The organism is Pseudomonas sp. Pseusp21 (assembly GCF_059492145.1).
In genome coordinates this window covers 1,192,050-1,218,325 of the sequence record NZ_CP168520.1, presented here as the reverse complement: position 1 = coordinate 1,218,325, position 26,276 = coordinate 1,192,050, and the positions used below count along the sequence as shown (strand labels likewise).

22 protein-coding genes are annotated in these 26,276 nt (G+C 61.6%); 15 read left to right on the top strand and 7 right to left on the bottom strand.

Features of this window, described 5'->3' with window-relative positions; genetic code table 11:
- Positions 1-15: 15 nt before the first annotated feature.
- From ACEN93_RS05305 to tssA, 3 genes are read left to right on the top strand one after another with little or no spacing between them, the layout of a single operon-like run.
- Entirely contained in the window at positions 16-780 is a 765-nt protein-coding gene (locus ACEN93_RS05305; RefSeq protein ID WP_495611150.1) for a DotU/TssL family secretion system protein, read from the top strand.
- On the top strand, positions 777-4,598 hold the full coding sequence (locus ACEN93_RS05300; RefSeq protein ID WP_495611149.1) for a type VI secretion system protein: 3,822 nt from the start codon (positions 777-779) through the stop codon (positions 4,596-4,598). Before ACEN93_RS05305 ends, ACEN93_RS05300 begins: the two co-directional genes overlap by 4 nt.
- Positions 4,595-5,683, top strand: coding sequence for a type VI secretion system protein TssA (gene tssA, locus ACEN93_RS05295; RefSeq protein ID WP_039767153.1), 1,089 nt, complete (start codon positions 4,595-4,597; stop codon positions 5,681-5,683). The genes ACEN93_RS05300 and tssA overlap by 4 nt, the downstream gene beginning before the upstream one ends.
- Here the strand turns inward: tssA and ACEN93_RS05290 are convergent.
- Positions 5,680-6,648: a 2-hydroxyacid dehydrogenase gene (locus tag ACEN93_RS05290; protein WP_039767151.1), complete on the bottom strand. Its 969-nt coding sequence runs from the start codon at positions 6,646-6,648 to the stop codon at positions 5,680-5,682. The genes tssA and ACEN93_RS05290 overlap by 4 nt on opposite strands.
- A 172-nt stretch (positions 6,649-6,820) precedes the next feature.
- Positions 6,821-7,204 (bottom strand): tautomerase family protein, encoded by a 384-nt coding sequence (locus tag ACEN93_RS05285; RefSeq protein ID WP_007958838.1) that lies wholly within the window; start codon positions 7,202-7,204, stop codon positions 6,821-6,823.
- 274 nt (positions 7,205-7,478) lie between these two features.
- Here ACEN93_RS05285 and ACEN93_RS05280 point away from each other — a divergent pair, with 274 nt between their 5' ends.
- The 3 genes from ACEN93_RS05280 to ACEN93_RS05270 all read left to right on the top strand — a co-directional run bounded on the left by ACEN93_RS05280 (position 7,479) and on the right by ACEN93_RS05270 (position 9,431).
- The gene (locus tag ACEN93_RS05280) at positions 7,479-7,673 is read left to right on the top strand and encodes a hypothetical protein (RefSeq protein WP_074688773.1); all 195 of its coding nucleotides are present in this window, start codon (positions 7,479-7,481) and stop codon (positions 7,671-7,673) included.
- Positions 7,674-7,724: 51 nt separating this feature from the next.
- Positions 7,725-7,895 (top strand): hypothetical protein, encoded by a 171-nt coding sequence (locus ACEN93_RS05275; protein WP_166742324.1) that lies wholly within the window; start codon positions 7,725-7,727, stop codon positions 7,893-7,895.
- 255 nt (positions 7,896-8,150) lie between these two features.
- The gene (locus tag ACEN93_RS05270) at positions 8,151-9,431 is read left to right on the top strand and encodes an HAAAP family serine/threonine permease (protein WP_064597506.1); all 1,281 of its coding nucleotides are present in this window, start codon (positions 8,151-8,153) and stop codon (positions 9,429-9,431) included.
- Between the two features lie 299 nt (positions 9,432-9,730).
- Here ACEN93_RS05270 and acnB read toward each other — a convergent pair whose 3' ends face one another.
- Positions 9,731-12,340, bottom strand: a complete 2,610-nt coding sequence (gene acnB, locus ACEN93_RS05265) for a bifunctional aconitate hydratase 2/2-methylisocitrate dehydratase (protein ID WP_039767143.1) — start codon at positions 12,338-12,340, stop codon at positions 9,731-9,733.
- Positions 12,341-12,809: 469 nt separating this feature from the next.
- On the opposite strand from acnB, the gene ACEN93_RS05260 reads away from it, so the two are divergent.
- On the top strand, positions 12,810-13,280 hold the full coding sequence (locus ACEN93_RS05260; RefSeq protein ID WP_039767141.1) for a DUF1289 domain-containing protein: 471 nt from the start codon (positions 12,810-12,812) through the stop codon (positions 13,278-13,280).
- Between the two features lie 42 nt (positions 13,281-13,322).
- Here ACEN93_RS05260 and ACEN93_RS05255 read toward each other — a convergent pair whose 3' ends face one another.
- On the bottom strand, positions 13,323-14,186 hold the full coding sequence (locus ACEN93_RS05255) for a universal stress protein (protein ID WP_007958823.1): 864 nt from the start codon (positions 14,184-14,186) through the stop codon (positions 13,323-13,325).
- 159 nt (positions 14,187-14,345) lie between these two features.
- On the opposite strand from ACEN93_RS05255, the gene ACEN93_RS05250 reads away from it, so the two are divergent.
- The 3 genes from ACEN93_RS05250 to ACEN93_RS05240 all read left to right on the top strand — a co-directional run bounded on the left by ACEN93_RS05250 (position 14,346) and on the right by ACEN93_RS05240 (position 17,089).
- Positions 14,346-14,954, top strand: coding sequence for a MiaE family protein (locus ACEN93_RS05250; protein WP_085610660.1), 609 nt, complete (start codon positions 14,346-14,348; stop codon positions 14,952-14,954).
- 140 nt (positions 14,955-15,094) lie between these two features.
- On the top strand, positions 15,095-15,802 hold the full coding sequence (locus ACEN93_RS05245) for a response regulator (protein ID WP_011334763.1): 708 nt from the start codon (positions 15,095-15,097) through the stop codon (positions 15,800-15,802).
- The gene (locus tag ACEN93_RS05240; RefSeq protein WP_039767134.1) at positions 15,803-17,089 is read left to right on the top strand and encodes an ATP-binding protein; all 1,287 of its coding nucleotides are present in this window, start codon (positions 15,803-15,805) and stop codon (positions 17,087-17,089) included.
- Between the two features lie 33 nt (positions 17,090-17,122).
- Here the strand turns inward: ACEN93_RS05240 and ACEN93_RS05235 are convergent, their stop codons facing one another.
- Complete coding sequence (locus tag ACEN93_RS05235) at positions 17,123-18,022, bottom strand: bestrophin family protein (RefSeq protein WP_490840914.1); 900 nt, start codon at positions 18,020-18,022, stop codon at positions 17,123-17,125.
- Between the two features lie 29 nt (positions 18,023-18,051).
- Positions 18,052-19,050: a GTP 3',8-cyclase MoaA gene (gene moaA / locus ACEN93_RS05230; protein ID WP_039767130.1), complete on the bottom strand. Its 999-nt coding sequence runs from the start codon at positions 19,048-19,050 to the stop codon at positions 18,052-18,054.
- 357 nt (positions 19,051-19,407) lie between these two features.
- Here moaA and ACEN93_RS05225 point away from each other — a divergent pair, with 357 nt between their 5' ends.
- The 4 genes from ACEN93_RS05225 (at position 19,408) to ACEN93_RS05210 (ending at position 24,430) form a co-directional block, all read left to right on the top strand.
- The gene (locus tag ACEN93_RS05225; protein WP_490840915.1) at positions 19,408-21,732 is read left to right on the top strand and encodes an FdhF/YdeP family oxidoreductase; all 2,325 of its coding nucleotides are present in this window, start codon (positions 19,408-19,410) and stop codon (positions 21,730-21,732) included.
- Between the two features lie 109 nt (positions 21,733-21,841).
- The gene (locus ACEN93_RS05220) at positions 21,842-23,257 is read left to right on the top strand and encodes a cytochrome ubiquinol oxidase subunit I (RefSeq protein ID WP_490840916.1); all 1,416 of its coding nucleotides are present in this window, start codon (positions 21,842-21,844) and stop codon (positions 23,255-23,257) included.
- Between the two features lie 17 nt (positions 23,258-23,274).
- Complete coding sequence (gene cydB / locus ACEN93_RS05215; protein ID WP_064597494.1) at positions 23,275-24,291, top strand: cytochrome d ubiquinol oxidase subunit II; 1,017 nt, start codon at positions 23,275-23,277, stop codon at positions 24,289-24,291.
- The gene (locus ACEN93_RS05210; protein ID WP_074688757.1) at positions 24,278-24,430 is read left to right on the top strand and encodes a DUF2474 domain-containing protein; all 153 of its coding nucleotides are present in this window, start codon (positions 24,278-24,280) and stop codon (positions 24,428-24,430) included. Before cydB ends, ACEN93_RS05210 begins: the two co-directional genes overlap by 14 nt.
- A gap of 172 nt (positions 24,431-24,602) precedes the next feature.
- On the opposite strand, the gene ACEN93_RS05205 is transcribed toward ACEN93_RS05210, so the two are convergent.
- Entirely contained in the window at positions 24,603-25,454 is an 852-nt protein-coding gene (locus tag ACEN93_RS05205; protein WP_039767125.1) for a CAP domain-containing protein, read from the bottom strand.
- Positions 25,455-25,653: 199 nt separating this feature from the next.
- On the opposite strand from ACEN93_RS05205, the gene ACEN93_RS05200 reads away from it, so the two are divergent.
- On the top strand, positions 25,654-26,274 hold the full coding sequence (locus tag ACEN93_RS05200) for a cell wall hydrolase (RefSeq protein ID WP_490840917.1): 621 nt from the start codon (positions 25,654-25,656) through the stop codon (positions 26,272-26,274).
- Positions 26,275-26,276 lie beyond the last annotated feature (2 nt).

Below are 26,276 nucleotides of genomic sequence, written 5' to 3'. Positions count from 1 at the left end.
CACAAGGAACGTCGTATGTCGCAAGGAAGTGCCGCAAGCCTCGGGTTGCAGGACGCTCCGCTGAGCAGTGCGTTCCGCCACACCTGGCAGCAGTGGTCGCATGACTGGAGCCAGTTGCCCAAGGACAGCGAGGACGAAGCGGCGCTGGTCGAAACCGTGGTCGAACTCTCGACCCAGGCTTCGCAACGGTTGTGGCGCACCGCGTTTGCCCGGGTCGGCGATTCGGCGACCGAGCAGGTCAAGGCGTTGGTGTACGCGTTTGTCGCGCTGGTCGATGAAACCCTGCTGTTCAGCCCGTGGCCGGGCCAGAGTGCCTGGCAGGAAAAGCCCCTGGAGTCGCGACTGTATTCCAGCCGTCAGGCCGGCGAACAAGTGCCGGCGGCGATCCAGACCCTGCTCGATGAACAGCAGCCCACCACCCGCGATCTGGCCAACGTGTATTTGCAGTGTCTGATCCTCGGTTTTCACGGACGCCTGCGCGGTGAGCAGGGCCAGGTGCAGCGAGAGAAATGGCGGCGGGCGCTGTTCACGTTTGCCTGGCAGGACGAGGCCGATTACGCGGGTGTCAGCCAGCGTCTGGTACAGCCTTCGCTGGCGACACCCTTGCAGTTGCCGGTGCGCACGGCGTTGCCCGATGGCTTTCGTCTGGCGCTGGGCATTCTGGCGATGATTCTGCTGCTGACCGGGCTCGGGCAGTTTCTGTGGCGTGACATCCGTGAGGAACTGGAGCCGGTGTTGCAGGCGCCCGATACGCTGACGGCGCCGGAGCAAGACTCATGAGTACCCTGACGATCGTGGCCTGGGTGGTCGCCATCCTTCTGCTGCTGGTGATCATCGCGGTGGCGGTGTGGTGGTTGCGTACCCAGAGCGGCGCGGCGATCCGCAGTTTCTACGCTGCGGTGCGGCACATGGAGCAGGAGCAGGGTGCCCACGACCGTTATCAGATGCCGTGGCTGCTGATGCTCGGCGATGAAACCCAGGGCGCGCAACTTGCCACCCAGTGGCGTTTGCAGCCGACCGATAAACCGGCGTGGTTCGGTCGCTGGTGGTCGGACTCCGAAGGCGCGGTATTGGTGGTGCCGCAGGCACTATTTCTGCCGGAAGACGGCATGCACCTGCAACGCGGCGGCTGGTGGCGCCTGCTCGGGTTGATCCTGCGCCTGCGCAGCAAGCGTCCGCTGGACGGGGTGATCTGGACGGTGCCGGTCAGTCGGTTGAGCAATCTGGAACAGGCTACGCAACTGGGGCTGGCGGCGCGTCGGCGTTTCATCGATCTGTTGCAACGTTTTGGTCTGAGCCTGCCGGTGTACGTGGTCATCACCGGGCTGGAAGAACTGCCGGGATTTCAGGAACTGATCAGCGCGTTGCCGGACGAGGCTCGCGATCGCACCCTGGGCTGGTCGTCGCCCTATGCCCGCGATGCGGTGTGGCAGGGGCAATGGAGCGATCAGGCGCTGGATCGGCTGCACCGTTCGGTGGCGGAAGCGGTGATCGAAATCGGCACCTTGTCCGGGCATTTGAGTGCGGATCTGTACGCCTTGCCGGAACGTCTGGAAACCCTGCGCCGCGGTTTGCAGAACGTGCTTGAGCCGGTGTTTCAAGGCAATGCTCAGGGTGAGGCACCGTGTTTTCGTGGCGTTTACCTGACGGCCAATCAGCCGGCCGACGATGCGCTGGACGGCTTTTCTGCCGGTGACAGCGGTCTGCAGCAAAGTGCATTTGTCCGTCAGTTGTGGCGCCAGCGAATAGTCGGCGAACGCGGGCTGGCCCAGGGCGTGCCGCGCCTGTTGCGCTTGCGCCAGCGCTGGCAGCGAGTCACCGCCGGGGTGGCGCTGGTGGTCGGGGTGGTGTGGGCGGTGGCGATGCTCTGGGTCTGGCAGGCGTCGGTCAAGGACGCCCATGAACTGGCGCGGCTGCTGCTGGGCGCGCAGAAAAATTACGTGGCGGTCACCGACGACGAGCATCGGGTCGAGCCGACCCGGCGCAACGTGCAGAACTTCTGGCGGGTGCTGGAACGGGCGCCGCACTGGCACTACGTTTCGCTGGCCTTTCCGACGTCATGGTTTTCCTCGCTGGACGGGCGACTCGAACAGGAAGTATTCAGGTCGACCCAGCGCCACATGCTGCAACCGCTGCACGATCTGCTGGTCGCGGAGCTCGCGAAAATCAAGGCGATCCGCGCCACCGACCGGCGCGCCAGCGTCGAAAGCGAAGACCCGGCGCAGTGGCAGAATTATCAGAAGGCCACGGATCTGGTCGAGCGGGCCTTGCGTCTGGAACAACAGAATCAGTTGTTCGCCCAGGTACAGAACAATCAGCGGACGCCGCTGGAGGATTTGGCGCAGCTGAGCAACAGCGCGCTGTCACTCAACCTCAACGCCGGCACCTTGCCCCATGCCGCCTACTACAACCGGCTGCTCGCAGCCAGTGATGGCGGCGACTTCCAGGCTCTGGATCTGAGCGTTGAACGGCCGTTGATCGTGAGTAATTTCACCGGGCTGATGGAGCGCTGGCTCGATCAGTATTTTCTGGCCGACAACTTCGTCAGCAAGGCCGGCTACCTCAAGTTGCATCTGGAACAGCTTGAAGCCGGGAGTGGCAACAGCCTCACCGAACTGGAAGACCTGCGCGCCCTGATCGACGACCTGCAAGCGGCGATCGCCCTGACCAACTCGACCTGGAGTCGCGGCAAGGGTCAGGAGCTGGTGCCGGGTTATCGCGAATTTCTCGACAAGGTGCGCAAGAGTTCATTGCTGGGCCCGCCCGTAGAGCAGCAGCTTGATGCGCAGGCCGGTAAGTTGCAGCAGAGTTTTCGCGATCAATGGATCGCCCAGGTGGGTTCGCGGGGCAATCTGCTGGTGCAGCAGGGCAGCGGGCAACTGGCGTTGCAGGATCAGGTGGTCAAGCTCAACAATGCGGTGCAGGCCCTGTTCAAGCGCGACTTTGTCTCGATTGCCCTGCGCGCCAGTCAGAACAGCGTCAATCGGCAAGGTCAGACCGTGGACGGCGATGACCTCAACGTGTCTCTGAATTATTTCGCCAGCTATAAAACTTACGTTGCCGAAGAGCTGCCGCGCATTCCGCCGGCCTATCGCGAAGCATTGCTGCAAGCGGCTGAAACCGCCGCGGCGCAGGCGATGTGGTTGAGCCTCAAGGATCACGATGACCAGACTCATGCCTACGCGGTGTTCAACGTGCAGGCGGTGCAGGCAATGAACCTGCAAAAGGCCTTTGTCGAGGTGCATCGCAGTGATCTGGCGGCGCGTCTGCAAGGGGCGTTGAACCGCCGGGCGATGGCGCAGATTGTCGGCGGGCTGGATGAAATTACCGCGCAGCCGCTGTTCGGCGGCCGTACGGAAATCAGCCAGTGGGACGGCTCGAAAAACCTCGGCCTGCAACTCTATGGCGCCAGCGATGTGCAGGATCTGAAACTGAGCCTCAAGCAGCAATTCAACACCATGCTCGGCATCACCGAGCGTCGCGCTCCGGCGCTGGAGTGGCTGAAGACCCAGCAGGGCAATCTGTCGGCGCTGGATTACGAGCGCGTGACCCAGTTCAGCGCGCTCAACGACGAATTGCTCAAGTACAAGGATTCCAACCCCGCCAGTTCACCGGCGCAGATCGAGCAACTGGTCAGCCGCGACTTCATTGAAATGGACACCGGCTCCTGCGTGCAGGTGTTGCAGACCGCCAATCTGACCGGCGGGCGTGGCACCCTGGCGATGCGTGCGGTGGAGCTGCAGCAGTCGGCCCTGCAACGCTGCCAGCTCCTGCAACAGCAACAGGCAGCCGCCGCGTGGAACGAGTTGGCCGGCTATTTCAATCAGTACCTGGCCGATCGCTTTCCTTTTGCCAACGGTGTTCAGGCTCAGGATGCCGACCCGGCGCGGGTTCAGCACTTTCTGGAAATCATCGACAAGCGCTTGCCGGTGGCTCAGGCCGGACTGGTTCTGAGCCAGACCCCGGAGCGGCTGGCGGCGGAAGATTTTCTCAACCGGGTGAAACAGGCCAGCGTCTGGCTGACGCCGCTGTTCGTGCGGGACAAGAGCGGGATTCTCGGCGTCGAACTCGACGTGCGCTGGCGCACCGATCGCGAAGAAGAGAAGGGCGCCGATCAGGTGATTGCCTGGGGCTTGCTGGCCGGTAATCAGCAGATCAGCTATCCCGCTGCCGACCAGCCGAACCTGCGCTGGATGCCCGGTCAGCCGATCCGCCTGACCCTGCGCTGGGCGCGCAACGGCAAGGAGCGTCCGGTCAACGACCCGCTGCAACCGAACCTGGTGGTGCGCGATCTGGAGGCCGGTTGGGAGTATGGCGGGCCGTGGTCGCTGCTGCGCCTGATGCGCGCGCACTTCTCGGTGCAACGTCAGCCGAGCATGGATTACACCGATTTTCCGTTGAGCCTGCGCCTGCCGGTGACTGCGCAGAATGACAGCGTCACCAGCGAATTCACCCGGATGTTCGTGCGCGTGTCGCTGATGAGCCAGGGCTCGAAACTGCCGTTGTCGATTCCGCCGTTGCCGACCCGTGCGCCGCGTTCGCCGTTCCAGGTGACCGGTACCACCGCCGCCCTTGAATCGCAGAAGGAGGATTTGTGAGCCTGCCCTCGATCCCATTGCCTGACCTGATCGATCAGTTGCTTGCGCCCATCAGCGACGACGCGCCCTGTGGTGCGGACCTGCGCTATGAGCGCGAGTACGACCAGTTGCGCGATCTGCGCCGTGAGGACGACGCGAGTTTGCCCACCGGCGTCTGGCAGTCGACCCTGAAACGGGCCAACTGGCCGGAAGTCGAGCGGCTGACCACCCTGCTATTGCTCGAGCGCAGCAAGGACCTGATGCTCAGCGCCTGGTTGGGCGAGGCCTGGCTGCACCTGCAGGCACTCGACGGACTGCCGGGCAGTCTGGCGCTGATCGCCGGTCTGTGTGAGCGCTATCCCGAACAGTTGCACCCGCAGGCCGATGACGGTGACCAGTCGTGGCGGGCGATTCCGCTGGAGTGGCTGGTGCGTCGCTACAGTGAAGTGCTGCTGACCCGGGTGCCTTTATTTGGCACGCACAACAGCGACTTTGAGGGTTACACCCTCGAAACCTGGCGACGGATTCAGATGCAGCAGGTGCAGGCCAACGACTCCAAAGGCGCCAAGGCGTCAGCCGAAACTGCGCGCAGCGAACACAAGAAACTCATCGAACAGGTGCGGACCACGCCCATGGCCTTCTGGCTGCGCCATCAAGGCAATCTGCTGCTGAGCCTGCAACACCTGCAGCGTCTCGATGCCTGGTGCGATGCGTATCTGGGAGATCAGGGACCGGGGCTCGGGCCGTTGCAGGACACCCTTCAAGCGTTGCTGACACTGGTTCAGGAGTTTATCGCCATGCACCCACAACAACCGCTGTCGGCACCACCGCCTGCGCCGGTCGCGGTTTCGCCGGTTGAAGCGTCGGTCACGGCCTCAGTCGAAACCGCGCCAGTGCCGCGCGAACCCGCCAGTCGCGAAGAGGCTTATCGGCAATTGCTGTTGATCGCCGAGTACCTGGCCCGCACCGAACCCCATAGCCCGGTGCCGTATCTGATCCGGCGCGGGGTCGAGTGGGGCAACAAACCGTTGAGCGAGCTGCTCGGCGAGTTGATTTCGGCAGACGCCGAATCCCGGCGTCTGTGGACCTTGCTCGGCGTGCTTTAGTGCACGCGCTGGTTGTTGAGTTTCGGCGGTAGCTGGAGCGGCGTCAGTACCGGTTGCCCGGAGAAGAACGCCATCAGATTCTTGCCCACCAGCTCAACGGTGCCTTGGGTGGCTTCCGGTGACAACCCGGCGACGTGAGGGGTAAGAAGCACATTGCTGAGGTTTTTCAGCGCATCGGGCACTTGTGGCTCGTGATCGAACACATCCAGCGCTGCGCCGGCGATTCGACGTTGTTCCAGTGCGGTGATCAAGTCGGCAGTGGCGATCACGCTGGCACGGGCAATGTTGACGATGAAACCATTGGGCCCCAGGGCATCAAGCACCGGGCGGGTCACCAGATGCTGGCTGCCGATGCCGCCGGGCGTGGCAACCACCAGAAAGTCCGAGGCCCGGGCCAGTTCGGTCGGGGTCGAGCAGAACGCGTAAGGCACGTCGCTGCGCACCTGACGGTTGTGGTAGCTGATCTCCATGTCGAAGCCCAAGCCCGCGCGTTTGGCAATCGCCATCCCCACCGCACCCAGCCCGAGAATACCCAGGCGCTTGCCGGCCAGCGACGGGCGCATGATTTTCGGCCACTCGCCCCGACGCACCGCCGCATCGCAGCGCGGAATGTCCCGCACCAGCGCCAGCAGCATGGCCATGGCGTGGTCGGCCACCGACGAAGCGTTGACGCCGGCGCCGTTGGTCACGATCAGACCCCGGTCGCTGGCGGCCTGCAGGTCGACCTGCTCGTAACCGGCGCCGATCACGCAGATGATTTTCAGCGCGGGCAATGCGGCGATCTCTTCAGCATATAAACCCAGCGGGCCGCGGGTCAGCACCGCGTCAATCCGCGCCCCGTGGGTGGCGATGGCTTGCGCGCGTTCGGCAGGGGTCGGTGCAAGAATCAGGTGAAAACCCTGATGTTCGAGAATCGGCAAATAGTCATTGATGGTTTCAACCAGTACCAGAACGGTGGCGGGCATTGCTCGGCTCCTGTGATCGTCGGTCTTCGGGCGCAAAAGTCGGTTCAGAGTGCTGACTCCAGAGCGGTTTGGCAATGGCTGGCGCGGCCCCGCATCAGGCAGTGTAGGAGCTGATGCGGGGAGCGCGCGGGTGCTTCGTCAGAAGGTGAGGCCGGCGCCCGTGGTCACAGGATCAGGTCACATACTGGGCGATGCCGTTGCCGAACGACCAATTCTCTTTTTTCACCTCCACCAGATTGATGAACACATCCTCCTGACGCACGGCCAGTTGCTGGTTCAGGTTGCGCGCGATGGTCTGGAACAGCCGTTGTTTCATCTCGACGGTGCGGCCTTCGCTGATGGTCAGCTGGATGAACACGATGCCGTCGCTGCGCTGGATCCCCAGGTATTGCGGGTCATAGACGAAGTGCTGGTCGTCGTGCTCGGCCAGCACCTGAAAGTTGTCGTGTTCCGGCACATTGATCTCGCTGCGCAGGGCGGCGTAGATCACTTCGCCAATGCGTTTGGCGAACGTCGGGTCCGGGTTCTTCTTGATGTCGACGCGGACGAGGGGCATGGGATGGCTCCACAGGCGTGGGGGACTGGACGGGAATGTCAGTCAATTCGCCATTGGGTATAGCCGAAAAATGCCAGTCGGCGAGGTTGTTTAAAAACGTTAGGAAATGGACGCACCGTCCTGCGGGATTTACGGATGTTGCCTACACGTGCTGCCGGATTCATCCGCTATACGGCGGGGTGAGAAACGCGAAACCATAGAGAGCATGACGTGATGCGCTCTTCAGGACGGAGCGGCAACCCGGACGGAAATTGCCATCAGCCAAGGAAGGCCAATGCTTCATAACGATCGTGAAAGTCTGGAACTCGACAGGTTGGAACATGAGTCACGAAAGCTCGTGGCTGAAAGACAAAAGCTGCTGGCGGAGGAAAAGAAGCTGAGGTGGGAGGCAAACTTGTATCCAGTCGCGGTATTTGGTGGGGTGTTGACTGCATTCACTGCAGTAGCAGGATTTTTTTTCAAATTTTGAGTGTTCGCCTTTCAAAACAGTCAGGCCCAGGGAACCCAGAGGAAGATCAGCATGAGTACATATGACCGCAAGGCCAGAATGGAACGCTCAGAGCGAGAGCACGATGAGTGGGTCGAAAGAATGCGCATCAAACACAAAGGTGAAATGCTTCCGATGTTGGGGTTATTTGGCTTCGGCATCTTCTGCATGTCCCTTGGCTTCATATTGGCCCGATTGATCTGATCGGGCTTTCCCATGGCTCATTCGGCGCCTGCGCATGCCATAAAACGACATATGGCGTATCTGGCGCCGACAGTCTTTTTCCCAAAAGCGACAAGCCTCTGATCTGCTCCGCACAACCATTCCTCAGCTAAGTCTTTGCTTCTGCTCATTTATCGCGGAGAATCGCGCCCCTGTTTCGGCCGGAGCATGTCTGTCGGTTTTTTCCGACGCGTCCTGACCGAGTGGCAAGTGACCGGAATGCGGAGATCCGACCGGATGAATGATCAGGCCAATAGCGTCGAACAACGCTTTGAGGCGGCAGCACCAGCCGAACTGTCGAGCTGGAATCGCCATGACACTACCTGGATGTTGGGACTGTTTGGGACGGCCATCGGCGCCGGTACCCTGTTTTTGCCGATCAACGCAGGTCTGGGTGGCTTCTGGCCGCTGGTGATCCTCGCGCTGCTGGCGTTCCCGATGACGTTCTACGCACACCGCGGTCTGACCCGCTTCGTGCTCTCCGGTCGCGAAGGCGCCGACATCACCGACGTGGTGGAACAGCATTTCGGCATCAAGGCCGGCGCGCTGATCACCCTGCTGTACTTCTTCGCGATCTTCCCGATCCTGCTGATCTACAGCGTCGGCCTGACCAACACGGTCGCCAGTTTCCTCGAACACCAACTGCACATCACGCCGCCACCGCGTGCGCTGCTGTCGTTCGTGCTGATCCTCGGCCTGCTGGCCGTGGTGCGCTGCGGCGAGCAAGTGATCGTCAAGGCCATGAGCCTGATGGTGTATCCGTTCATCGTCGCGCTGCTGTTCCTGGCGGTGTACCTGATTCCGCACTGGAACGGCGGCATCCTGACCACCGCTTCGCAAGTGCCGGCACCGTCCGCGCTGCTGCACACGTTGTGGCTGGCGATTCCGGTGATGGTGTTCTCGTTCAACCACTCGCCGATCATCTCGGCGTTTGCGGTGGATCAGAAGCGTCGTTACGGCATTCACGCGGATGAGCGCAGCTCGCAGATCCTGTCTCGCGCGCACCTGCTGATGGTGGTGATGGTGCTGTTCTTCGTGTTCAGCTGCGTGCTGACCCTGTCGCCGGAGCAACTGGCCGAAGCCAAGGCGCAGAACCTGTCGATCCTGTCGTACCTGGCCAACCATTTCAGCAACCCGACCATCGCGTTCGCGGCACCGCTGATTGCGTTTGTGGCGATTTCCAAGTCGTTCCTCGGCCACTACATCGGTGCCAGCGAAGGCCTGAAGGGCTTGATCGTCAAGAGCGGCAAGCGTCCGGGCGCCAAGGCGCTGGACCGCATCGTGGCGGCGTTCATGCTGGTGGTGTGCTGGATCGTGGCGACCCTGAACCCGAGCATCCTCGGCATGATTGAAACCATCGGTGGCCCGGTCATCGCGGCGATCCTGTTCCTGATGCCGATGTACGCGATCCGCAAAGTGCCGGCGATGGCCCGTTATCGTGGGCAGATGTCGAACGTGTTTGTCACCGCAGTGGGTCTGGTGGCGATTTCGGCGTTGATCTATTCGCTGACGGCTTGAGGTTCAACACCAGATCCCGATTGATCTTGTGAAACACAAAGGCCGATCTGCCTCGCGGGTCGGCCTTTTTTGTGCCTGCGATCTTCGCGGGCAGGTTCGCTCCCAAGATGATCGTTCCCACGCTCTGCGTGGGAACGCAGCCAAGGACGCTCTGCGTCCTGAACCGTGACGCAGAGCGTCACAAGAGGCATTCCCACGCGGAGCGTGGGAACGATCAGCGCGGGGCGAGGCCCATCCGGCAGGCATAAAAAAACGCCGCTCATCTCGCGATGGGCGGCGTTTTTCATTGCGTTGCAGCGTTAGGCTTGAACGACCGGGATCTTGGCGTTCGCAGCAGCTTCACGGAACTCGGCAATCTGGTCGAAGGACAGGTAGCGGTAAACGTCGGCCGCCATGCTGTCGATCTTGCCAGCGTATTCCATGTACTCCTCGACGGTCGGCAGGCGACCCAGGATCGAAGCGACGGACGCAAGCTCAGCCGAAGCCAGGTAGACGTTCGCGCCGTCGCCCAGACGGTTCGGGAAGTTACGGGTCGAGGTCGACACCACGGTGCTGTTCGGCTCAACGCGTGCCTGGTTACCCATGCACAGCGAGCAGCCTGGCATTTCCATGCGGGCGCCGGCCTTGCCGTAGATGCCGTAGTAGCCTTCTTCGGTCAGTTGGTGAGCGTCCATCTTGGTCGGCGGCGACAGCCACAGACGGGTTGGCAGCTGACCCTTGACCTGATCCAGCAGTTTACCGGCAGCGCGGAAGTGACCGATGTTGGTCATGCACGAACCGATGAACACTTCGTCGATTTTCTCGCCAGCAACGCTGGACAGCAGACGGGCGTCGTCCGGGTCGTTCGGCGCGCACAGCACAGGTTCGCTGATATCGGCCAGATCGATTTCGATGACTTCGGCGTACTCGGCGTCGGCATCGGCTTCCATCAGTTGCGGGTTGGCGATCCAGGCTTCCATCGCTTGAGCGCGACGTTCCAGGGTGCGGGCATCGCCGTAGCCTTCGCCGATCATCCAGCGCAGCAGGGTGATGTTGGACTGCAGGTACTCGGTGATCGACTCTTTCGACAGCTTGATGGTGCAACCGGCAGCCGAACGTTCGGCCGAGGCGTCGGACAGTTCGAACGCCTGTTCCAGGGTCAGACCTTCCAGGCCTTCGATTTCCAGGATGCGGCCGGAGAAGGCGTTTTTCTTGCCTTTCTTCTCGACGGTCAGCAGACCGTTCTGGATGGCGAAGTAAGGAATGGCATGAACCAGGTCACGCAGGGTGATGCCAGGTTTCATTTTGCCTTTGAAGCGCACCAGGATCGATTCCGGCATGTCCAGCGGCATGACGCCGGTGGCAGCGGCGAACGCGACCAGGCCGGAACCGGCCGGGAACGAGATGCCCATCGGGAAACGGGTGTGCGAGTCACCACCGGTACCCACGGTGTCCGGCAGCAGCATGCGGTTCAGCCACGAGTGGATGATGCCGTCGCCCGGACGCAGGGAAACACCGCCGCGGGTCATGATGAAGTCAGGCAGGGTGTGGTGGGTGGTCACGTCGATCGGCTTTGGATAAGCCGCGGTGTGGCAGAAGGACTGCATCACCAGATCAGCGGAGAAGCCCAGGCACGCCAGGTCTTTCAGTTCGTCACGGGTCATTGGACCGGTGGTGTCCTGAGAACCTACGGTGGTCATCTTCGGTTCGCAGTAGGTGCCAGGACGAACGCCTTTGCCTTCTGCCAGACCGCATGCCTTGCCGACCATTTTCTGCGCCAGGGTGAAGCCCTTGGTGCTTTCAGCCGGTGCTTCCGGCTTCTTGAACAGGTCGAACGCTGGCAGACCCAGTTCGGCGCGAGCCTTCTCGGTCAGGCCACGGCCGATGATCAGCGGGATACGGCCGCCGGCGCGGACTTCGTCCAGCAGGACCGGGGTTTTCATTTCGAAGGTGGTGATGACTTCGTCGGTACCGTGCTTGCAGACTTTGCCTGCGTGCGGGTACAGGTCGATCACGTCGCCCATGTTCATGTTCGATACGTCGAACTCGATTGGCAGTGCGCCGGCATCTTCCATGGTGTTGTAGAAGATCGGAGCGATTTTGCTGCCGAAGCAGAAACCGCCAGCGCGCTTGTTCGGCACGTAAGGGATGTCGTCGCCGAAGAACCACAGGACCGAGTTGGTCGCCGATTTACGCGAGGAACCGGTACCGACCACGTCACCGACGTAGGCGATAGGGAAGCCCTGGCCGCGCATTTCTTCGATCTGCTTCATCGGGCCGGTCTTGCCTTGCTCGTCCGGAACGATGCCGTCACGGGCCATTTTCAGCATGGCCAGGGCGTGCAGCGGGATGTCTGGACGCGACCAGGCGTCAGGAGCAGGGGACAGGTCGTCGGTGTTGGTTTCGCCAGTCACCTTGAAGACGCGCAGGCTGATCTTGTCGGCCAGCACCGGACGCTTCTTGAACCACTCGCCGTCAGCCCAGGATTGCAGCACGGCCTTGGCGTGAACGTTGCCGTTCTTGGCCTTTTCAGCCACGTCGTGGAAAGCATCGAACATCAGCAGGGTGTGCTTGAGTTCCTCGGCGGCCACTGGCGCCAGCTCGGCGTTGTCCAGCAGTTCAACCAGGGTCACGATGTTGTAGCCGCCCTGCATGGTGCCGAGCAGTTCTACAGCGCGCTTCTTGTCCAGCAGAGGGGAGGAGACTTCGCCCTTGGCCAGTGCGGAGAGGAAACCGGCCTTGACGTAGGCGGCTTCGTCCACTCCTGGTGGTACGCGATTGGTGATCAGGTCAACGAGGAAAGCTTCTTCGCCAGCCGGAGGATTCTTCAGCAGCTCGACCAGGCCTGCAGTTTGTTCGGCGTTAAGCGGCTGGGGAACGATACCCAGGGCTGCACGCTCTTCGATATGTTTGCGGTAGGCTTCAAGCACAGTTATTACCCTCATCAGTGGTCCCAAATGGGTGTCCGGGACGCTCATCCCGAAATTGCCGTACTCATGCTCCTCACGACGTTGTGGGTCGTTCGGCCAGAATTACCGGCAATTCCTTACAGAAGCTGCTTTCAAAGTTTTACGCCTGCAGAACGGGGAGCTGATGAGGGTTGGCGTATGGCTTTTCCCCGCTGGAAAAACCTTACGCCAACACCGCTCTGAAGGAACGACTGTGCTCGTGACGCTTTGAAAACAGCTTCTAACGGACATTGGCGCCTAAAAAGGCTGGCTGATTCTACGGCAAAAAAAATTTAAAGGTAAGTCGCGCTCTATTGGACTTTGGTTGCGTTGTGCGCAGGTGGGGCAAACCCTGATCCGGCGCTTGCCCCTGACGTTTGAGGGGTGATGAATGGCGGACAAAGGGCTAACATGCCGACCTGTTCCGCGTTTCAAGTGTTTTGCCCACTCTATGCCCAATCAGACCATCAAGACCCCCTGCGTCGGCCTCTGCTCCACCGTTTACGGTGATCTGGTGTGCCGTGGCTGCAAGCGTTTCCACCATGAAGTGATCCATTGGAACGGTTACAACGAGGAGGAAAAGCGCGCGGTCTGGCTGCGTCTTGAGCAATTGCTGTCACAAGTGATGGCGAGCAAGGTCGAGGTCTTCGATCCGGCGCGTCTGCGCCTGCAACTGGAACAGCGCAAGATCCGCTTCGTGCCGCATCAGTCGGAATATTGCTGGGCTTATCAACTGATCGCCCGGGGCGCGCGGGTGATCATTAATCTGGAAGCCTACGGCATGGTGCTGCTGCCGGAGTTTCGCGACTGGAACCTGCCGGAACTGCGCGATGCCATTGATCGGGAATTTTTCCTGCTGTCGGAAGCGCACTATCAGCGCTACATCGCGCCCGGTTTTCTTAAGGATGCGCTCGGCGACTGAGGTTGGCTTGCGGCCAGGGAGATTGCTCCCTGGCCGCAAAGGTCAATGCTTGACCGCCAACTCCACCAGATGGTCTTCAACCTCCTGAGGCTTGAGCACCAGCACGTCGCTTTCCAGCTGATCCAGCACCTGTTCGGCGGTATTGCCGATCAACGCACCGGATACCCCGCTGCGCGCCACGGTGCCAATCACCGTCACCGCCGCCTGCAGCTTGTGCGCCATGAACGGAATCAGCACGTCCGCCGGGCCTTCCTCGACATGCAGGTGAGCGTCATCAATGTCGAATTCAGCCTGAAACGCCCGGCATTGCTCGCGATAGCGCGCCTCGATGGTTTCCTTGAGCTGGAACGTCGGGTCGGCCGCCGAGAGCATCGGCGACGGATGAGCGGTAATTACGTGCAGATGCCCCTTGGCCAGGCTGGCGATGTCGAACCCATGGTCGATGATCGTGGTGTGCAGATGACGGTGTTCGCCGTCGGCATTGCCCACGTCGACCGCCGCCAGAATCACCTTGTCCTTCCACGAACCGGCGGTTTTCACCAGCAGCACGGGAGTAGGGCAATGGCGCAGCAGTTTCCAGTCCGCCGGGGTCAGCAGGGCCTTCTTCAGCGAGCTGTCGGGGAAATGCTGTTTGATCACCAGCCCGCAACCTTCGGCCTGCTGCACGTCGATGATGGTTTCGTGCAGGCTCTCGTTCCACGCCTGTTCGGTGGTGACGCTGTAGCCGTCCGCCAGCAGCGCGGCCTTGAGCACGCTGAGCATGCCGGCGTGATCGTGCTTTTTGTCGCAGACCAGCAGGTGCAGATGGGCCTGGGTCACCCCGGCGATCAGCTTGGCGCGCTTGAGCGCCAGGCTTTCCGCGTGTTCGGGTTCGATAACCACCAGAATGCTGCGAATGGCTTGCATAGCGGAGTCTCCAGCAATGAAAAGGCACGGCGTTGCACAACTATAGTTGCTGCTGCCGTGCCTGCGACTTGATGCATATCAACGCCGGCCGCTGGTGGTCTGCGGGCAGGCCGGTATAATCGGCGCCCTTCGCTCGAACACCTTTTGACCGTGAGCCCCATGATCCTTCCCGAAATCCACGAATTCCTTGGTTGCCGCACGCCTGACGCCTGGGTCCAGGCCGCGCTGGCCGATCAGGAAACCCTGCTGATCGACCACAAGAACTGCGAGTTCAAGGCCGCCAGCACCGCCTTGAGCCTGATCGCCAAGTACCATTCCCATGTCGATCTGATCAACATGATGTCGCGTCTGGCCCGGGAAGAACTGGTGCACCACGAGCAGGTGATGCGCATCATGAAGCGACGCAAGATCGAACTGCGCCAGCTGCATGCCGGCCGTTATGCCTCGAGCCTGCGCAAAGTGGTGCGCAGCCATGAACCGGTGAAACTGGTCGACACCCTGGTGGTCGGCGCCTTTATCGAAGCGCGCAGTTGCGAGCGGTTCGAAGCGCTGGTGCCGCATCTGGACGAAGAACTCGGCAAGTTCTACTTCGGCCTGCTGAAAAGCGAGGCCCGGCATTTCCAGGGTTACCTGAAACTGGCCTACCAGTACGGTGACGCCAAGGACATCGCCCAGGTGATCGAGAAAGTTCGCGCCGCCGAGCAGGACCTGATCGAATCGCCGGACGAGGAATTCCGCTTCCACAGCGGCGTACCCGTCGCGGCATGAATTGTTAAAAACTCTTAAGAGTATGAAACATCAACGAAAACCGGCCCCGGAGCCCGGTTTTTGCTGCCTGCGATAAACGACTCGCCCGCGAATGCCGCCATAATGGCGCCCACTTCACAAAGCGGTTGGCGGCGGTTGTTATGGATAACCTGGGTTTTGGCAGAGTCCTGCTGGTGGAAGACGATGAGCGGCTGGCCGCGCTGATCGCCCACTTTCTCGAACAACACGGCTACGAGGTACGCACGGTGCATCGCGGCGATCTGGCCGTGGCCGCGTTTCTCGAATTCAAGCCCAAAGTGGTGGTGCTCGACCTGATGCTGCCGGGGCAGAGCGGCCTGCACGTGTGCCGGGAAATCCGCAGCGTGTCGGACACACCGATTGTCATCCTGACCGCCAAGGAAGATGACCTCGACCATATTCTGGGCCTGGAGTCCGGCGCCGATGACTACGTGATCAAACCGATCAAGCCGCCGGTTCTGCTCGCACGCCTGCGTGCCCTGCAACGCCGGCAGGTGCCGGACAGCGGCGTGGTCAGTTCACTGGAGTTCGGCAACCTGATCATCGACCGCAGTTGCCGCGAAGTGCGTCTGGCGGGCGAGCTGATCGAGCTGACCACCATGGAATTCGAGCTGCTGTGGCTGCTGGCCAGCGCCGCCGGCAAGATCCTGTCGCGCGATGACATTCTCAACCGCATGCGCGGCATCGCCTTCGATGGCCTCAACCGCAGCGTCGACGTTTACATCAGCAAGTTGCGCAACAAACTCAAGGACAACCCTCGCGAGCCGGTGTGCATCAAGACCGTGTGGGGCAAGGGTTACCTGTTCAATCCGTTCGCGTGGGAGTTGTAGATGCTGCGGTTATTTCTCGGGCTGTTTCTGGTGATGACCGTCGGGCTGGTGGCGGCGCTGCAAACCGTCGAACACACCTTCAACGCGTTGCTCGACAACCAGATGCAGGCCTACAACCGTGAAGCGGTGCGCGGTCAGGCCTGGTCGCTGGTCGAACACATGCGCGACCAGCAGGGCGCGGCGCGCGAGGCGCAACTGGAGGCGTTACGGCCGCACTACGGGCTGACGCTGAGCCTGGTCGAGGCTGACCAGTTGAAACTCAACGATCAGGAAAAAGCCGAACTGGCCCAGGATGTGTTGGTGATCCGCGATGACTACACCCAGTTCATCAGCAACATCGACGGTGGTTCGCAGTTGCTCAGTATCAAGCTGCCGCCCGAGCCGAGCCTGATGCCGTTCTACATTGCCGGGGCCTATATGATGTTGGCGGTGCTGCTCGGCATCGTTTTGTACTTCTGGGTTCGCCCGCACTGGCGCGATCTGGAAAAACTGCGCCTGGCCGCCGAGCGCTTCGGCGACAACGACCTCTCGGTGCGGATCCAGCTGTCCAAACGCTCGAACATCCGCGACCTCGCCGGCCACTTCAACCTGATGGCGGCGCGCATCGAAGGCCTGATCGCCAATCAGCGCGAACTGACCAACGCCGTCTCCCACGAACTGCGCACGCCGATTGCCCGGTTGTCGTTCGAGCTCGATCAACTCAAGCAGCAACCGGACGCCAGCCAGAACCGCGAACTGATCGCCGACATGTACGCCGACCTCGGCGAGCTGGAGGAAATGGTCTCCGAACTGCTGACCTACGCCAGCCTCGAACGGGGCGCGACCGTGATCACCCGCGAAAACATTCAGGCCGCCAACTGGCTCGACAGCGTGGTCGGCAGCGTGGCGCTGGAGGCCGAGGCCGCCGGGGTGCAGCTATTGATCGTTGATTGCCGGGTCGATGAAGTGCGGATCGAACCGCGGTTCATGGCGCGGGCGGTGATCAATCTGCTGCGCAATGCCATCCGGTATGCCGAGCAGCGTGTCGAGGTGTCGCTGGTGCGCATCGGTGATCAATACGAAGTGCAGGTCAACGACGACGGCCCGGGCGTGCCGCTGGATGGACGGGAGAAAATCTTCGAACCGTTCTCGCGCCTGGACGCCAGCCGTGATCGCCGCACCGGTGGCTTCGGCCTTGGTCTGGCGCTGGTGCGGCGGGTGTCGCAGTCCCATGGCGGGCAGGTCGAGGTCGGCGATTCATCATGGGGCGGGGCGTCGTTCCGCATGACCTGGGCGCATCTGGATTAATGACTCTCCCTTCCCGGAAATGGAGGCAGTCGATTAACTGAGGACGTAGTCCACCGGTTTCAGCGCTGGCGGCAACGGTTCCGTTCCCAGCTCCGAGAGAATATCCCGCTCGATGCTGCGCACCAGCGCATCGGTCGGCAAATCGTTTTCATCCCGGCCGAACGGGTCTTCCAGCTCATCGGCAATCGCATCCAGCCCGAAGAAGGTGTAGCTGACAATCGCCGTGAACAGCGGCGTCAGCCAGCCCAGCGGTTCGGCCATGGCGAACGGCAGCAAGATGCAGAACAGGTAAATCGTACGGTGCAGCAGCAAGGTGTACGGGAAGGGCAGCGGCGTGTTCTTGATCCGCTCGCACACGGCCTGTGCTTGGGTCAGGCTGGTCAGGTGATTGGCCAGCAGCATGTAGCGCCATTCGCTGAGAACGCCTGATTCGTGCAGATCGGAGCATTGCTGACCCACCGTCTGCAGGATGCGCCCGCTGTAATCCGGCACCTGCGCATCGTGCTGCGGGGTGATCCATTCGGCGCTGGCGGCGGCTTCGTCTTCCCGGCGCAACCGCGCATTCAGCGCGTGGGCAAAACCAGCGAGGTTGAGCAGCAACAGTCGGCGCTGCGCAGATTCGCGGATCACATGGGTCTCGCGAATCACCGAGCGCACATGCACGATCACTTCGCCCCAGGCCTTGCGCGCTTCGTACCAGCGGTCGTAGCAGGCGTTGTTGCGAAAATTCATGAAGATCGACAGCGACAGGCCGAGCAGGGTGAACGGCGTGGCGTTGACCTTGGTGAAGTTGCTCGGGTGGAGCATTTCCACCAGCACGATGGCCGACGCCAGCAGCGTCACCATCAGGGCGCGCAGGGCGATGCGCTTGGCAATCGAGCCCTTGAGGGTGAAGAGAATGGCGAATTGATTGACCTTGGGTCGGATAATCATGCGGCTCTCTGCCTTGCAAACGTGGCGGATCAGCCGCCGGTCATGTTCATGAAACGCACCACTTGCACGTCGTCGTTCACTTCAAAGTTGTGCCGGTAAGGCTTGAGTTTCATCGCTTCGATGATGGCTTTCTCGAGCCGTTCCGGTTGGCCCGGATGAGCCCGCAGCACCGCTTTCAGATCCACCGAATGCTCGTTCCCCAGACACAGTAGCAAACGCCCCTCGACCGTCAGCCGCACCCGGTTGCAGGTGCCGCAGAAATTGTGGCTGTGGGGAGAAATAAACCCCAGTCGAATGTGCGGCGCTTCGGCCAGCCGCCAGTAGCGCGACGGGCCCTGGGTCGATTCGGCGGAGTCGATCAGGGTGTAGCGCTCGGCGATCTTTTCGCGCACCTGAGTGCTGGAAAAGAACGACTCGGCGCGGCTGTGTTCGCTGATGATCCCCAGCGGCATTTCCTCGATGAAGGAAATATCCAGATCCCGCTCGATGGCGAACTGCACCAGATCATTGATCTCGTGATCGTTGCGGCCCTGCATCACCACGCAGTTGAGTTTAGTGCGGGTAAATCCGGCGGCGCGTGCGGCGTCGATGCCGTCGATCACCTGGCCCAGGTCGCCGGTGCGGGTCATCTGTTTGAAGCGCTCGGCATCGAGGCTGTCGAGGCTGACGTTGAGGCGTTTGACCCCGGCGTCGAACAGCGGGCTGGCGAGTTTGCCGAGTTGCGAGCCGTTGGTGGTCAGGCACAGTTCGCGCAGGCCGGGCAGGGCGGCGATCTGCTTGCACAAGCCGACGACGCCGGGGCGAATCAGCGGCTCGCCGCCGGTCAGGCGGATCTTGCGGGTGCCCAGTGCAACGAAGCTCTGCGCCAGTTGATAGATCTCCTCCAGCGTCAGTACCCGTTGGCGCGGCAAAAACTGCATGTCTTCAGCCATGCAATACACGCAGCGGAAGTCGCAGCGGTCGGTGACCGACATGCGCAGGTAGTCGACGCGGCGGTTGTAACCATCGATCAAGACGCGCTCTGACATGACAGCCTCGCTTGGGTGAAATCCGCTATTGAAGGGATTGGGTCGGCGCAGATTATGAGCAACTTGAGACAGCGTCCAATCACTCTTAATGACCGGCCGATTGATGCTGTCGATGATGAAATAATTATTTGGAATTTTGCGCTTCTTAGTTTTGCAAGTGCCCGTATTCAAAGGGTTTAACGCCGTGATAGATGCTTTCGATAACGCAGTCATTAATAGCGATTAGACAAGGTTTTGCAGCGGTTTCTATCCTTGGCCCCGTCAAACGAAACGACCGCTTTTTTAACCTGAAAGTCAGTCGTCGCTGTTTAAACCCGATCAGGTTTTTGCCTGTGTGCATCGTCGTGGAGAAGTCCCATGTCACAAGTCGACCGTTACAAACCCTACAAGGGCGCCGCTGCGGGTTGGGGCGCTGTGATCAGCCTCACCAAGAACTGGCTGGGCAGTGAAAATGCCCTGAAAAACATCCGCGCCATGCTCAAGACCAACCAGAACGGCGGCTTCGACTGCCCCGGTTGCGCCTGGGGTGAAGCACCCGGCGCGAGCATGCTCAAGTTCTGCGAGAACGGCGCCAAAGCGGTGAACTGGGAAGCCACCGGCCGCCTGGTCGATCCGGCGTTCTTCAACAAGTACACAGTCTCGAGCCTGGCCGAGCAAAGCGATTACTGGCTTGAGTATCAGGGCCGGATCACCCATCCGATGCGTTACGACGCGCGGGTCGACCGCTATGTCGAAACCACCTGGGACGACGCCTTTGCGCTGATCGCCAAGCACCTCAAAGGCCTGAAATCGCCCCACGAGGCCGAGTTCTACACCTCGGGTCGCGCCAGCAACGAAGCGGCGTTTCTCTATCAGTTGTTCGTCCGCGCCTACGGCACCAACAATTTCCCGGACTGCTCGAACATGTGCCACGAAGCCAGCGCCGTCAGCATGGGCGAGAGCCTGGGCGTCGGCAAAGGCACGGTGGTCTATGAAGACCTGCACCACGCCGACGCGATTTTCGTGATCGGCCAGAACCCCGGCACCAACCACCCGCGCATGCTCGAACCGCTGCGTGAAGCGGTGAAACGTGGCGCGCAGGTGGTGTGCATCAACCCGCTCAAGGAGCGTGGGCTGGAGCGCTTCCAGAATCCGCAGAACCCGATCGAGATGCTCAGCAACGGCTGGGAAGCGACCAACACCGCGTACTTCCGCCCGGCACTGGGCGGCGACATGGCGATGATTCGCGGCATGGCCAAATTCCTGCTGGAGTGGGAGCGCGAAGCCCAGGCCACTGGCGGCGAACCGGTGTTCGATCACGCCTTCATTGCCGAGCACACGTCGGGTCTCGACAGCTACCTGGCCGAAGTCGATGCCACGAGCTGGGAGCACATCGTCGAGCAGTCCGGCGTGCCGCTGCATGACATCGAACTGGCCGCGCGCATGTATGCCCGGGCCAAGAGCGTGATCATGTGCTGGGCCATGGGCCTGACCCAGCACGTACACTCGGTGCCGACTCTGCAGGAAGTCATCAACCTGCAACTGTTGCGCGGCAACGTTGGCCGTCCGGGCGCCGGGCTGTCGCCGGTGCGCGGCCACAGTAATGTGCAGGGCGACCGCACCATGGGCATCAACGAACTGGCCCCGACCGAGCTGATGGACGCCCTGGAAAAACGCTTCAACTTCAAGGTGCCGCGCATGCACGGCCACAACACGGTGATGGCGATTGGCGCCATGGAGCGCGGTGAAGCCAAGGTGTTTATCGGGCTCGGCGGCAACTTCGCTCAAGCCACGCCGGACACCCCGCGCACCCACGCCGCGATGCGCAAACTCGACCTCACCGTGCACATTTCGACCAAGCTCAACCGCAGCCATCTGGTGACCGGGCGTGATGCGTTGATCCTGCCGTGCCTGGGCCGTACCGACATCGATGTCCAGGCCGAAGGTCCGCAAGGCGTGACGGTGGAAGACACCTTCAGCATGGTGCACTTGTCGTTCGGCCAACTGAAACCGAAGTCGGCGCACCTGAAATCCGAGCCGGCGATCATTGCCGGGATCGCCGCCGCCACGTTGGGCAAACACCCGATCAACTGGGAATGGGCGGTGGGCGACTACGGACGCATCCGCAACCTGATCGCCGACGTGATTCCGGGCTTCGAGAATTTCAATGAGAAGCTGCTGACCCCCGGTGGTTTCCACCTCGGCAACAACGCCTCAGACCGGGTCTGGAAAACCGAATCCGGCAAGGCCCAGTTCACCCCGTGTGTGCTGCCGGAACATCTGATCAGCGAAGGCGTGCGCAACCTGCCGGTCAAACCGCATCTGATCCTGCAAACCATGCGTTCCCACGATCAGTACAACACCACGCTGTACGGCCTCGATGACCGTTATCGCGGTGTATACGGCATGCGCGACGTGGTGTTCGCCAACGAGCAGGACATCCGCCGGCTCGGTTTTGAACCGGGGCAAAAGGTCGATCTGGTGGCGCTGTGGGGCGACGAGCGCGAGCGTCGGGTCAGCGGTTTCACCCTGATCGCCTACGACATTCCCGCCGGGCAGGCTGCCGCGTACTACCCGGAAACCAATCCGCTGGTGCCGCTGGAAAGTTACGGTGACCGCACCTACACGCCGACCTCCAAATTCGTGGCGATCCGCCTCGAAGCGGCCGAGGCGAGCAACCTGATCCCGTCGTCGGTGGCCTGACCGACCCACGCGATCCAACCCTTTTGCATTTTGACTGGCTGCAGGCGTTAGCGCCTGGCGGTGGCCCGGCCGTGTGCTGCCGCTTTTCAGCCTGGATGAGGACATCATCATGTTCAACCTGGAGGCACTGGACCTGGCGCGAATTCAATTCGCGTTCACGGTTTCGTTCCACATCATTTTCCCGGCGATCACCATTGGTCTCGCGAGTTTCCTGGCGGTACTCGAGGGCCTGTGGCTGAAAACCGGTAACGACACTTACCGCGATCTTTACCACTTCTGGTCGAAGATCTTCGCCGTCAACTTCGGCATGGGCGTGGTGTCGGGGCTGGTCATGGCGTACCAGTTCGGCACCAACTGGAGCGGGTTTTCCGACTTCGCCGGCAGCGTCACCGGGCCGTTGCTGACCTATGAAGTGCTGACCGCGTTCTTCCTCGAGGCCGGGTTCCTCGGGGTGATGCTGTTCGGCTGGAACCGTGTCGGCCGTGGCTTGCACTTCTTCGCCACGGTGATGGTCGCCATCGGCACGCTGATTTCGACCTTCTGGATTCTCGCCTCCAACAGCTGGATGCAGACCCCGCAGGGCTTCGAGATCGTTGACGGCCGGGTGATGCCGGTCGACTGGCTGGCGATCGTGTTCAACCCGTCGTTCCCGTTCCGGCTGGCGCACATGGCGATTGCCGCGTTCGTTGCCACGGCGTTCTTTGTCGGCGCTTCGGCGGCCTGGCATTTGCTGCGCGGCAACGACAGCAAACCGGTGCGCAAGATGTTTTCCATGGCGCTGTGGATGGCGCTTATCGTCGCGCCGATTCAAGCGGTGGTCGGTGACGCCCATGGCTTGAACACCCTGGAACACCAACCGGCAAAAATCGCCGCCATCGAAGGTCACTGGGAAAACGCCGACAACGGTCCAACCCCGCTGGTGTTGTTCGGCATCCCGGACATGCAGGCGGAGAAGACCAAATACGCGATCGAGATTCCGTACCTCGGCAGCCTGATCCTCACCCACAGCCTCGACAAGCAGATTCCGGCGCTCAAGAGCTTCCCGAAAGAAGACCGGCCGAACTCGACCGTGATCTTCTGGAGCTTCCGCGTGATGGCCGGGCTGGGCATGTTGATGATTCTGGTCGGTGTGCTGGGCCTGGCGTTGCGGCGCAACGGCAAGGTCTACCGGCATCGCGGCTTCCAGCGGCTGGTGCTGCTGATGGGGCCGAGCGGACTGATTGCGCTGCTGGCGGGGTGGATCACCACCGAAGTCGGGCGTCAGCCGTGGGTGGTGTACGGCCTGATGCGCACCCATGACGCCGCGTCCCATCACTCGGTGGCGCAGATGAGCACCTCGCTGGCGCTGTTCGTCGTCATCTACTGCACGGTGTTCACCGTGGGCATCGGCTACATGATGAAACTGGTGAGCAAGGGCCCGCAGCCGCACCACGAACATCCGCCCGAAGGCACTCAGGTGCAGACCCCGCGCCGGCCACTTTCGGCGGTCACCGACAACCTCGAATCCGCGACCCGGGTCCACTGAAAAAGGAGCATTGAGTCATGGGTATTCAAGGTATCGATCTCTCGTTGATCTGGGGCGTGATCATTGCCTTCGGGGTGATGATGTACGTGATCATGGACGGCTTCGATCTGGGCCTCGGGATCCTGTTCCCGATGATCAGCGACGAGCAGGAACGCGACGTGATGATGAACACCGTCGCACCGGTGTGGGACGGCAACGAAACCTGGCTGGTGCTCGGCGGGGCGGCGTTGTACGGCGCGTTTCCGCTGGCTTACGGGGTGATTCTCGAGGCGCTGTATCTGCCGTTGATCTTCATGCTCGCGGGGTTGATTTTCCGCGGTGTGGCGTTCGAGTTTCGCTTCAAGGCACCGGCTGAAAAACGCCATCTGTGGGACTGGGCGTTCATTGGCGGTTCGCTGCTGGCGACGTTCTCCCAGGGCGTGGTGATCGGCGCGTATGTGGCGGGGATTCCGGTGGTGGATCGGCAGTTCGCCGGTGGCGGTCTCGACTGGCTGGCGCCGTTCCCGCTGGTCTGCGGCGTCGGTCTGGTGATCGCCTACGCCTTGCTCGGCAGCACCTGGTTGCTGGTCAAGACCGAAGGCATGCTCGAATCGCGGATGCGTCACTACAGCCGTCCACTGGCGTGGCTGTTGCTGGCGATGGTGGTGGTGATCGGCGTGTGGACGTTGCAACTGCACCCGGAACTGGCCAGCCGCTGGTTCAACCATGCGCACCTGACCGTGTTCGCCGGGCTGGTGGTGTTGGCGGTGCTGGCGTTGTTCGGGCTGTTGCGTTCGCTGCGTCAGCGCCACACCCACTGGCCGTTCGTGTTCACCCTGGTGCTTATGTTCCTCGGTTACATCGGTCTGGCGCTGAGCATCTGGCCGAACATCATCCCGCCGTCGGTCAGCCTGTGGGCGGCGGCTTCACCGGCCACCAGTCAGTTGTTCGCCTTGATCGGCGCGCTGTTCATCCTGCCGGTGATCCTGATGTACACCTTCTGGAGCTACTACGTGTTCCGCGGCAAAGTGAGGATTGGCGATGGCTACCATTGAGATGCGTGAAGTGAAAAGCCGCTGGTACAAACGCCTGGGCTGGTTGCTGTTGATCTGGTCCGGCAGCGTGGTTTCGCTGGCGGTGGTGGCGAGCCTGCTGAAACTGGCGATGTACGCGGCGGGGATGAGAACTCACTGAGCATAAAAAAACCGGAGCCTGGCTCCGGTTTTTTATTGCCTGCATATTGCATCCCTGCACACCCCCTGTGGGAGCCAGCCTGCTGGCGATCGCGATCTTTCAGTCTGTGAAGATGTGATGGCCTCATCGCGAGCAGGCTCGCTCCCACAAGGGCAGCGGTGGATTCAAGTCATCATTCGCCGCCAAACATCGCGGTCCAGTAAATCCCGGCGCTGCTCTTCGGATCGACTGCGTAAGCAGCGCCCAGCTCGCGGTATTGCGGGTTCATCAGGTTGGCGCAATGACCGGGGCTGGCGAGCCAGCCGGCGACGACCTTCTGCACCGTGTCCTGCCCGGCGGCGATGTTCTCGCCGACCTGCTGGCCGCTGTAGCCGGCCAGTTCCGCGCGGTCGCCGGGAGTGCCGCCGTTGCGGTCCTTGTGGTCGAAATAATTGTTGTTGGCCATCTCGCGGCTGTGTTCCTGGGCAACGCCGCCGAGCACTGCGTTCCACGCCAGCGGCGCAGTTGCTGCGAAGGCCTGACTGCCGCACTGGCGCGGTTGGGCGCGGGCGGCATTGAGTTGTTCGAGGAGTTTCTGGCCTTCCGCCTGACCGTCGCCGAGGCGGGCCGACAGCAGCGGTCGGGCCAGAGTGATGCGCCAGTCACGGTCGGCGCGACTGACACCGATATCGACGAACTGCGGATCCAGCACCACCTGACAGAAGCTCTCCTGAATCGCCTTCATCGCCGACGCCGCGTCCCGTGGTCCGTTCAGGGTGATCGCCTGCACGTTGACCATCGGGTAGCGAGCGCTGGACATCGCCTGCTGCAAATCCACCACGCCGGTGGCCGGCAGAATCAGGCGCGGATCGGCCGACAGCGGCGGCAATTCGCTGGACGCCTGGCTGCCACAACGCTGCGGCTGGCTGCGGTAGCTGTTGATCGATTCGATCAATTGCGACTCGTCGGTGGCCATGGCCGAAGTGGCCAGCGCCAGGCCCACGGACAACGCGGCGAGTCGCAGAACGGATGGCATGAAGCGCATGGAAATCTCCCTTGGGCTGAGTGCGCACATCATGCGCGAAAGGGCCCCGGTTGGTGCAATGTCTTTTTCTTCATGGCACGGATTTTTCTGCGGAACGATGCTGTGAAAATTGCCGTCTACACTTCGCGAAGAGCCCGGGATCCGGGCGTCTCAACCACGTAACACTTTGCCCGCAGCGGGCCCTGCCGGAAGAATGATCATGGGATTGAACGGGTTGCTTTGCTGTCTTGCGTTGACCCTGCTGAGCGGCGCGGCACTGGCCACCGATCAGGCACCGATCAAGGAAAAGGCCGAGGCGAAAGCCGAGGTTCTGGAAGAGAAGGCGGCTGACAAGCCCGACGCGCCCCCGGCACCCAGATCCGAAGCCATCACCCCGACCGAAGCGCAGGCGGTTGACCCCGCCGGTGCCGCGCCGCTGGACGATCCGATCACCTGTCTGGCACGCAGTATCTATTGGGAAGCCAAGGGCAAGGACACCGCCGACATGGAAGGCGTGGCCAGTGTGGTGATGAATCGCTTGGGGCATGACGGCTTTCCGGGCACGGTCTGCGCGGTGGTCAAGCAGGGCTCGGAAAGCAAAAGCTGCCAGTTTTCCTGGTGGTGCGACGGGCGTCCGGATCAGGTCAAGGAAGATGCCGAATACGCGCTGGCCAAGGAAATCGCCGGCAAGGCGCTGAACCGTCAGCTCACCGATCGCACTCACGGCGCGCTGTACTTCCACGACCGCAACGTACATCCGAGCTGGGCGAAGGAGTACAGGAAAACCGCCGAGACCAGGAAATTCCTGTTCTATAAGCCCGCTGGCGGGGATGCGCGTTAGGC

What these genes read in the sequence shown, in the direction of transcription:
- ACEN93_RS05285 (WP_007958838.1), bottom strand. Translation starts at nt 7,204, where the DNA reads ATGCCCCTCGTCCGCGTCGACATCAAGAAGAACCCGGACCCGACGTTC.
- ACEN93_RS05205 (WP_039767125.1), bottom strand. Translation starts at nt 25,454, where the DNA reads ATGCGCTTCATGCCATCCGTTCTGCGACTCGCCGCGTTGTCCGTGGGC.
- ACEN93_RS05200 (WP_490840917.1), top strand. Translation starts at nt 25,654, where the DNA reads ATGGGATTGAACGGGTTGCTTTGCTGTCTTGCGTTGACCCTGCTGAGC.
- ACEN93_RS05250 (WP_085610660.1), top strand. Translation starts at nt 14,346, where the DNA reads ATGATCCTTCCCGAAATCCACGAATTCCTTGGTTGCCGCACGCCTGAC.
- ACEN93_RS05210 (WP_074688757.1), top strand. Translation starts at nt 24,278, where the DNA reads ATGGCTACCATTGAGATGCGTGAAGTGAAAAGCCGCTGGTACAAACGC.
- ACEN93_RS05305 (WP_495611150.1), top strand. Translation starts at nt 16, where the DNA reads ATGTCGCAAGGAAGTGCCGCAAGCCTCGGGTTGCAGGACGCTCCGCTG.
- ACEN93_RS05225 (WP_490840915.1), top strand. Translation starts at nt 19,408, where the DNA reads ATGTCACAAGTCGACCGTTACAAACCCTACAAGGGCGCCGCTGCGGGT.
- ACEN93_RS05300 (WP_495611149.1), top strand. Translation starts at nt 777, where the DNA reads ATGAGTACCCTGACGATCGTGGCCTGGGTGGTCGCCATCCTTCTGCTG.
- moaA (WP_039767130.1), bottom strand. Translation starts at nt 19,050, where the DNA reads ATGTCAGAGCGCGTCTTGATCGATGGTTACAACCGCCGCGTCGACTAC.
- ACEN93_RS05240 (WP_039767134.1), top strand. Translation starts at nt 15,803, where the DNA reads ATGCTGCGGTTATTTCTCGGGCTGTTTCTGGTGATGACCGTCGGGCTG.
- ACEN93_RS05275 (WP_166742324.1), top strand. Translation starts at nt 7,725, where the DNA reads ATGAGTACATATGACCGCAAGGCCAGAATGGAACGCTCAGAGCGAGAG.
- ACEN93_RS05220 (WP_490840916.1), top strand. Translation starts at nt 21,842, where the DNA reads ATGTTCAACCTGGAGGCACTGGACCTGGCGCGAATTCAATTCGCGTTC.
- ACEN93_RS05290 (WP_039767151.1), bottom strand. Translation starts at nt 6,648, where the DNA reads ATGCCCGCCACCGTTCTGGTACTGGTTGAAACCATCAATGACTATTTG.
- ACEN93_RS05270 (WP_064597506.1), top strand. Translation starts at nt 8,151, where the DNA reads ATGAATGATCAGGCCAATAGCGTCGAACAACGCTTTGAGGCGGCAGCA.
- ACEN93_RS05260 (WP_039767141.1), top strand. Translation starts at nt 12,810, where the DNA reads ATGCCCAATCAGACCATCAAGACCCCCTGCGTCGGCCTCTGCTCCACC.
- ACEN93_RS05255 (WP_007958823.1), bottom strand. Translation starts at nt 14,186, where the DNA reads ATGCAAGCCATTCGCAGCATTCTGGTGGTTATCGAACCCGAACACGCG.
- ACEN93_RS05245 (WP_011334763.1), top strand. Translation starts at nt 15,095, where the DNA reads ATGGATAACCTGGGTTTTGGCAGAGTCCTGCTGGTGGAAGACGATGAG.
- cydB (WP_064597494.1), top strand. Translation starts at nt 23,275, where the DNA reads ATGGGTATTCAAGGTATCGATCTCTCGTTGATCTGGGGCGTGATCATT.
- ACEN93_RS05280 (WP_074688773.1), top strand. Translation starts at nt 7,479, where the DNA reads ATGCTTCATAACGATCGTGAAAGTCTGGAACTCGACAGGTTGGAACAT.
- ACEN93_RS05235 (WP_490840914.1), bottom strand. Translation starts at nt 18,022, where the DNA reads ATGATTATCCGACCCAAGGTCAATCAATTCGCCATTCTCTTCACCCTC.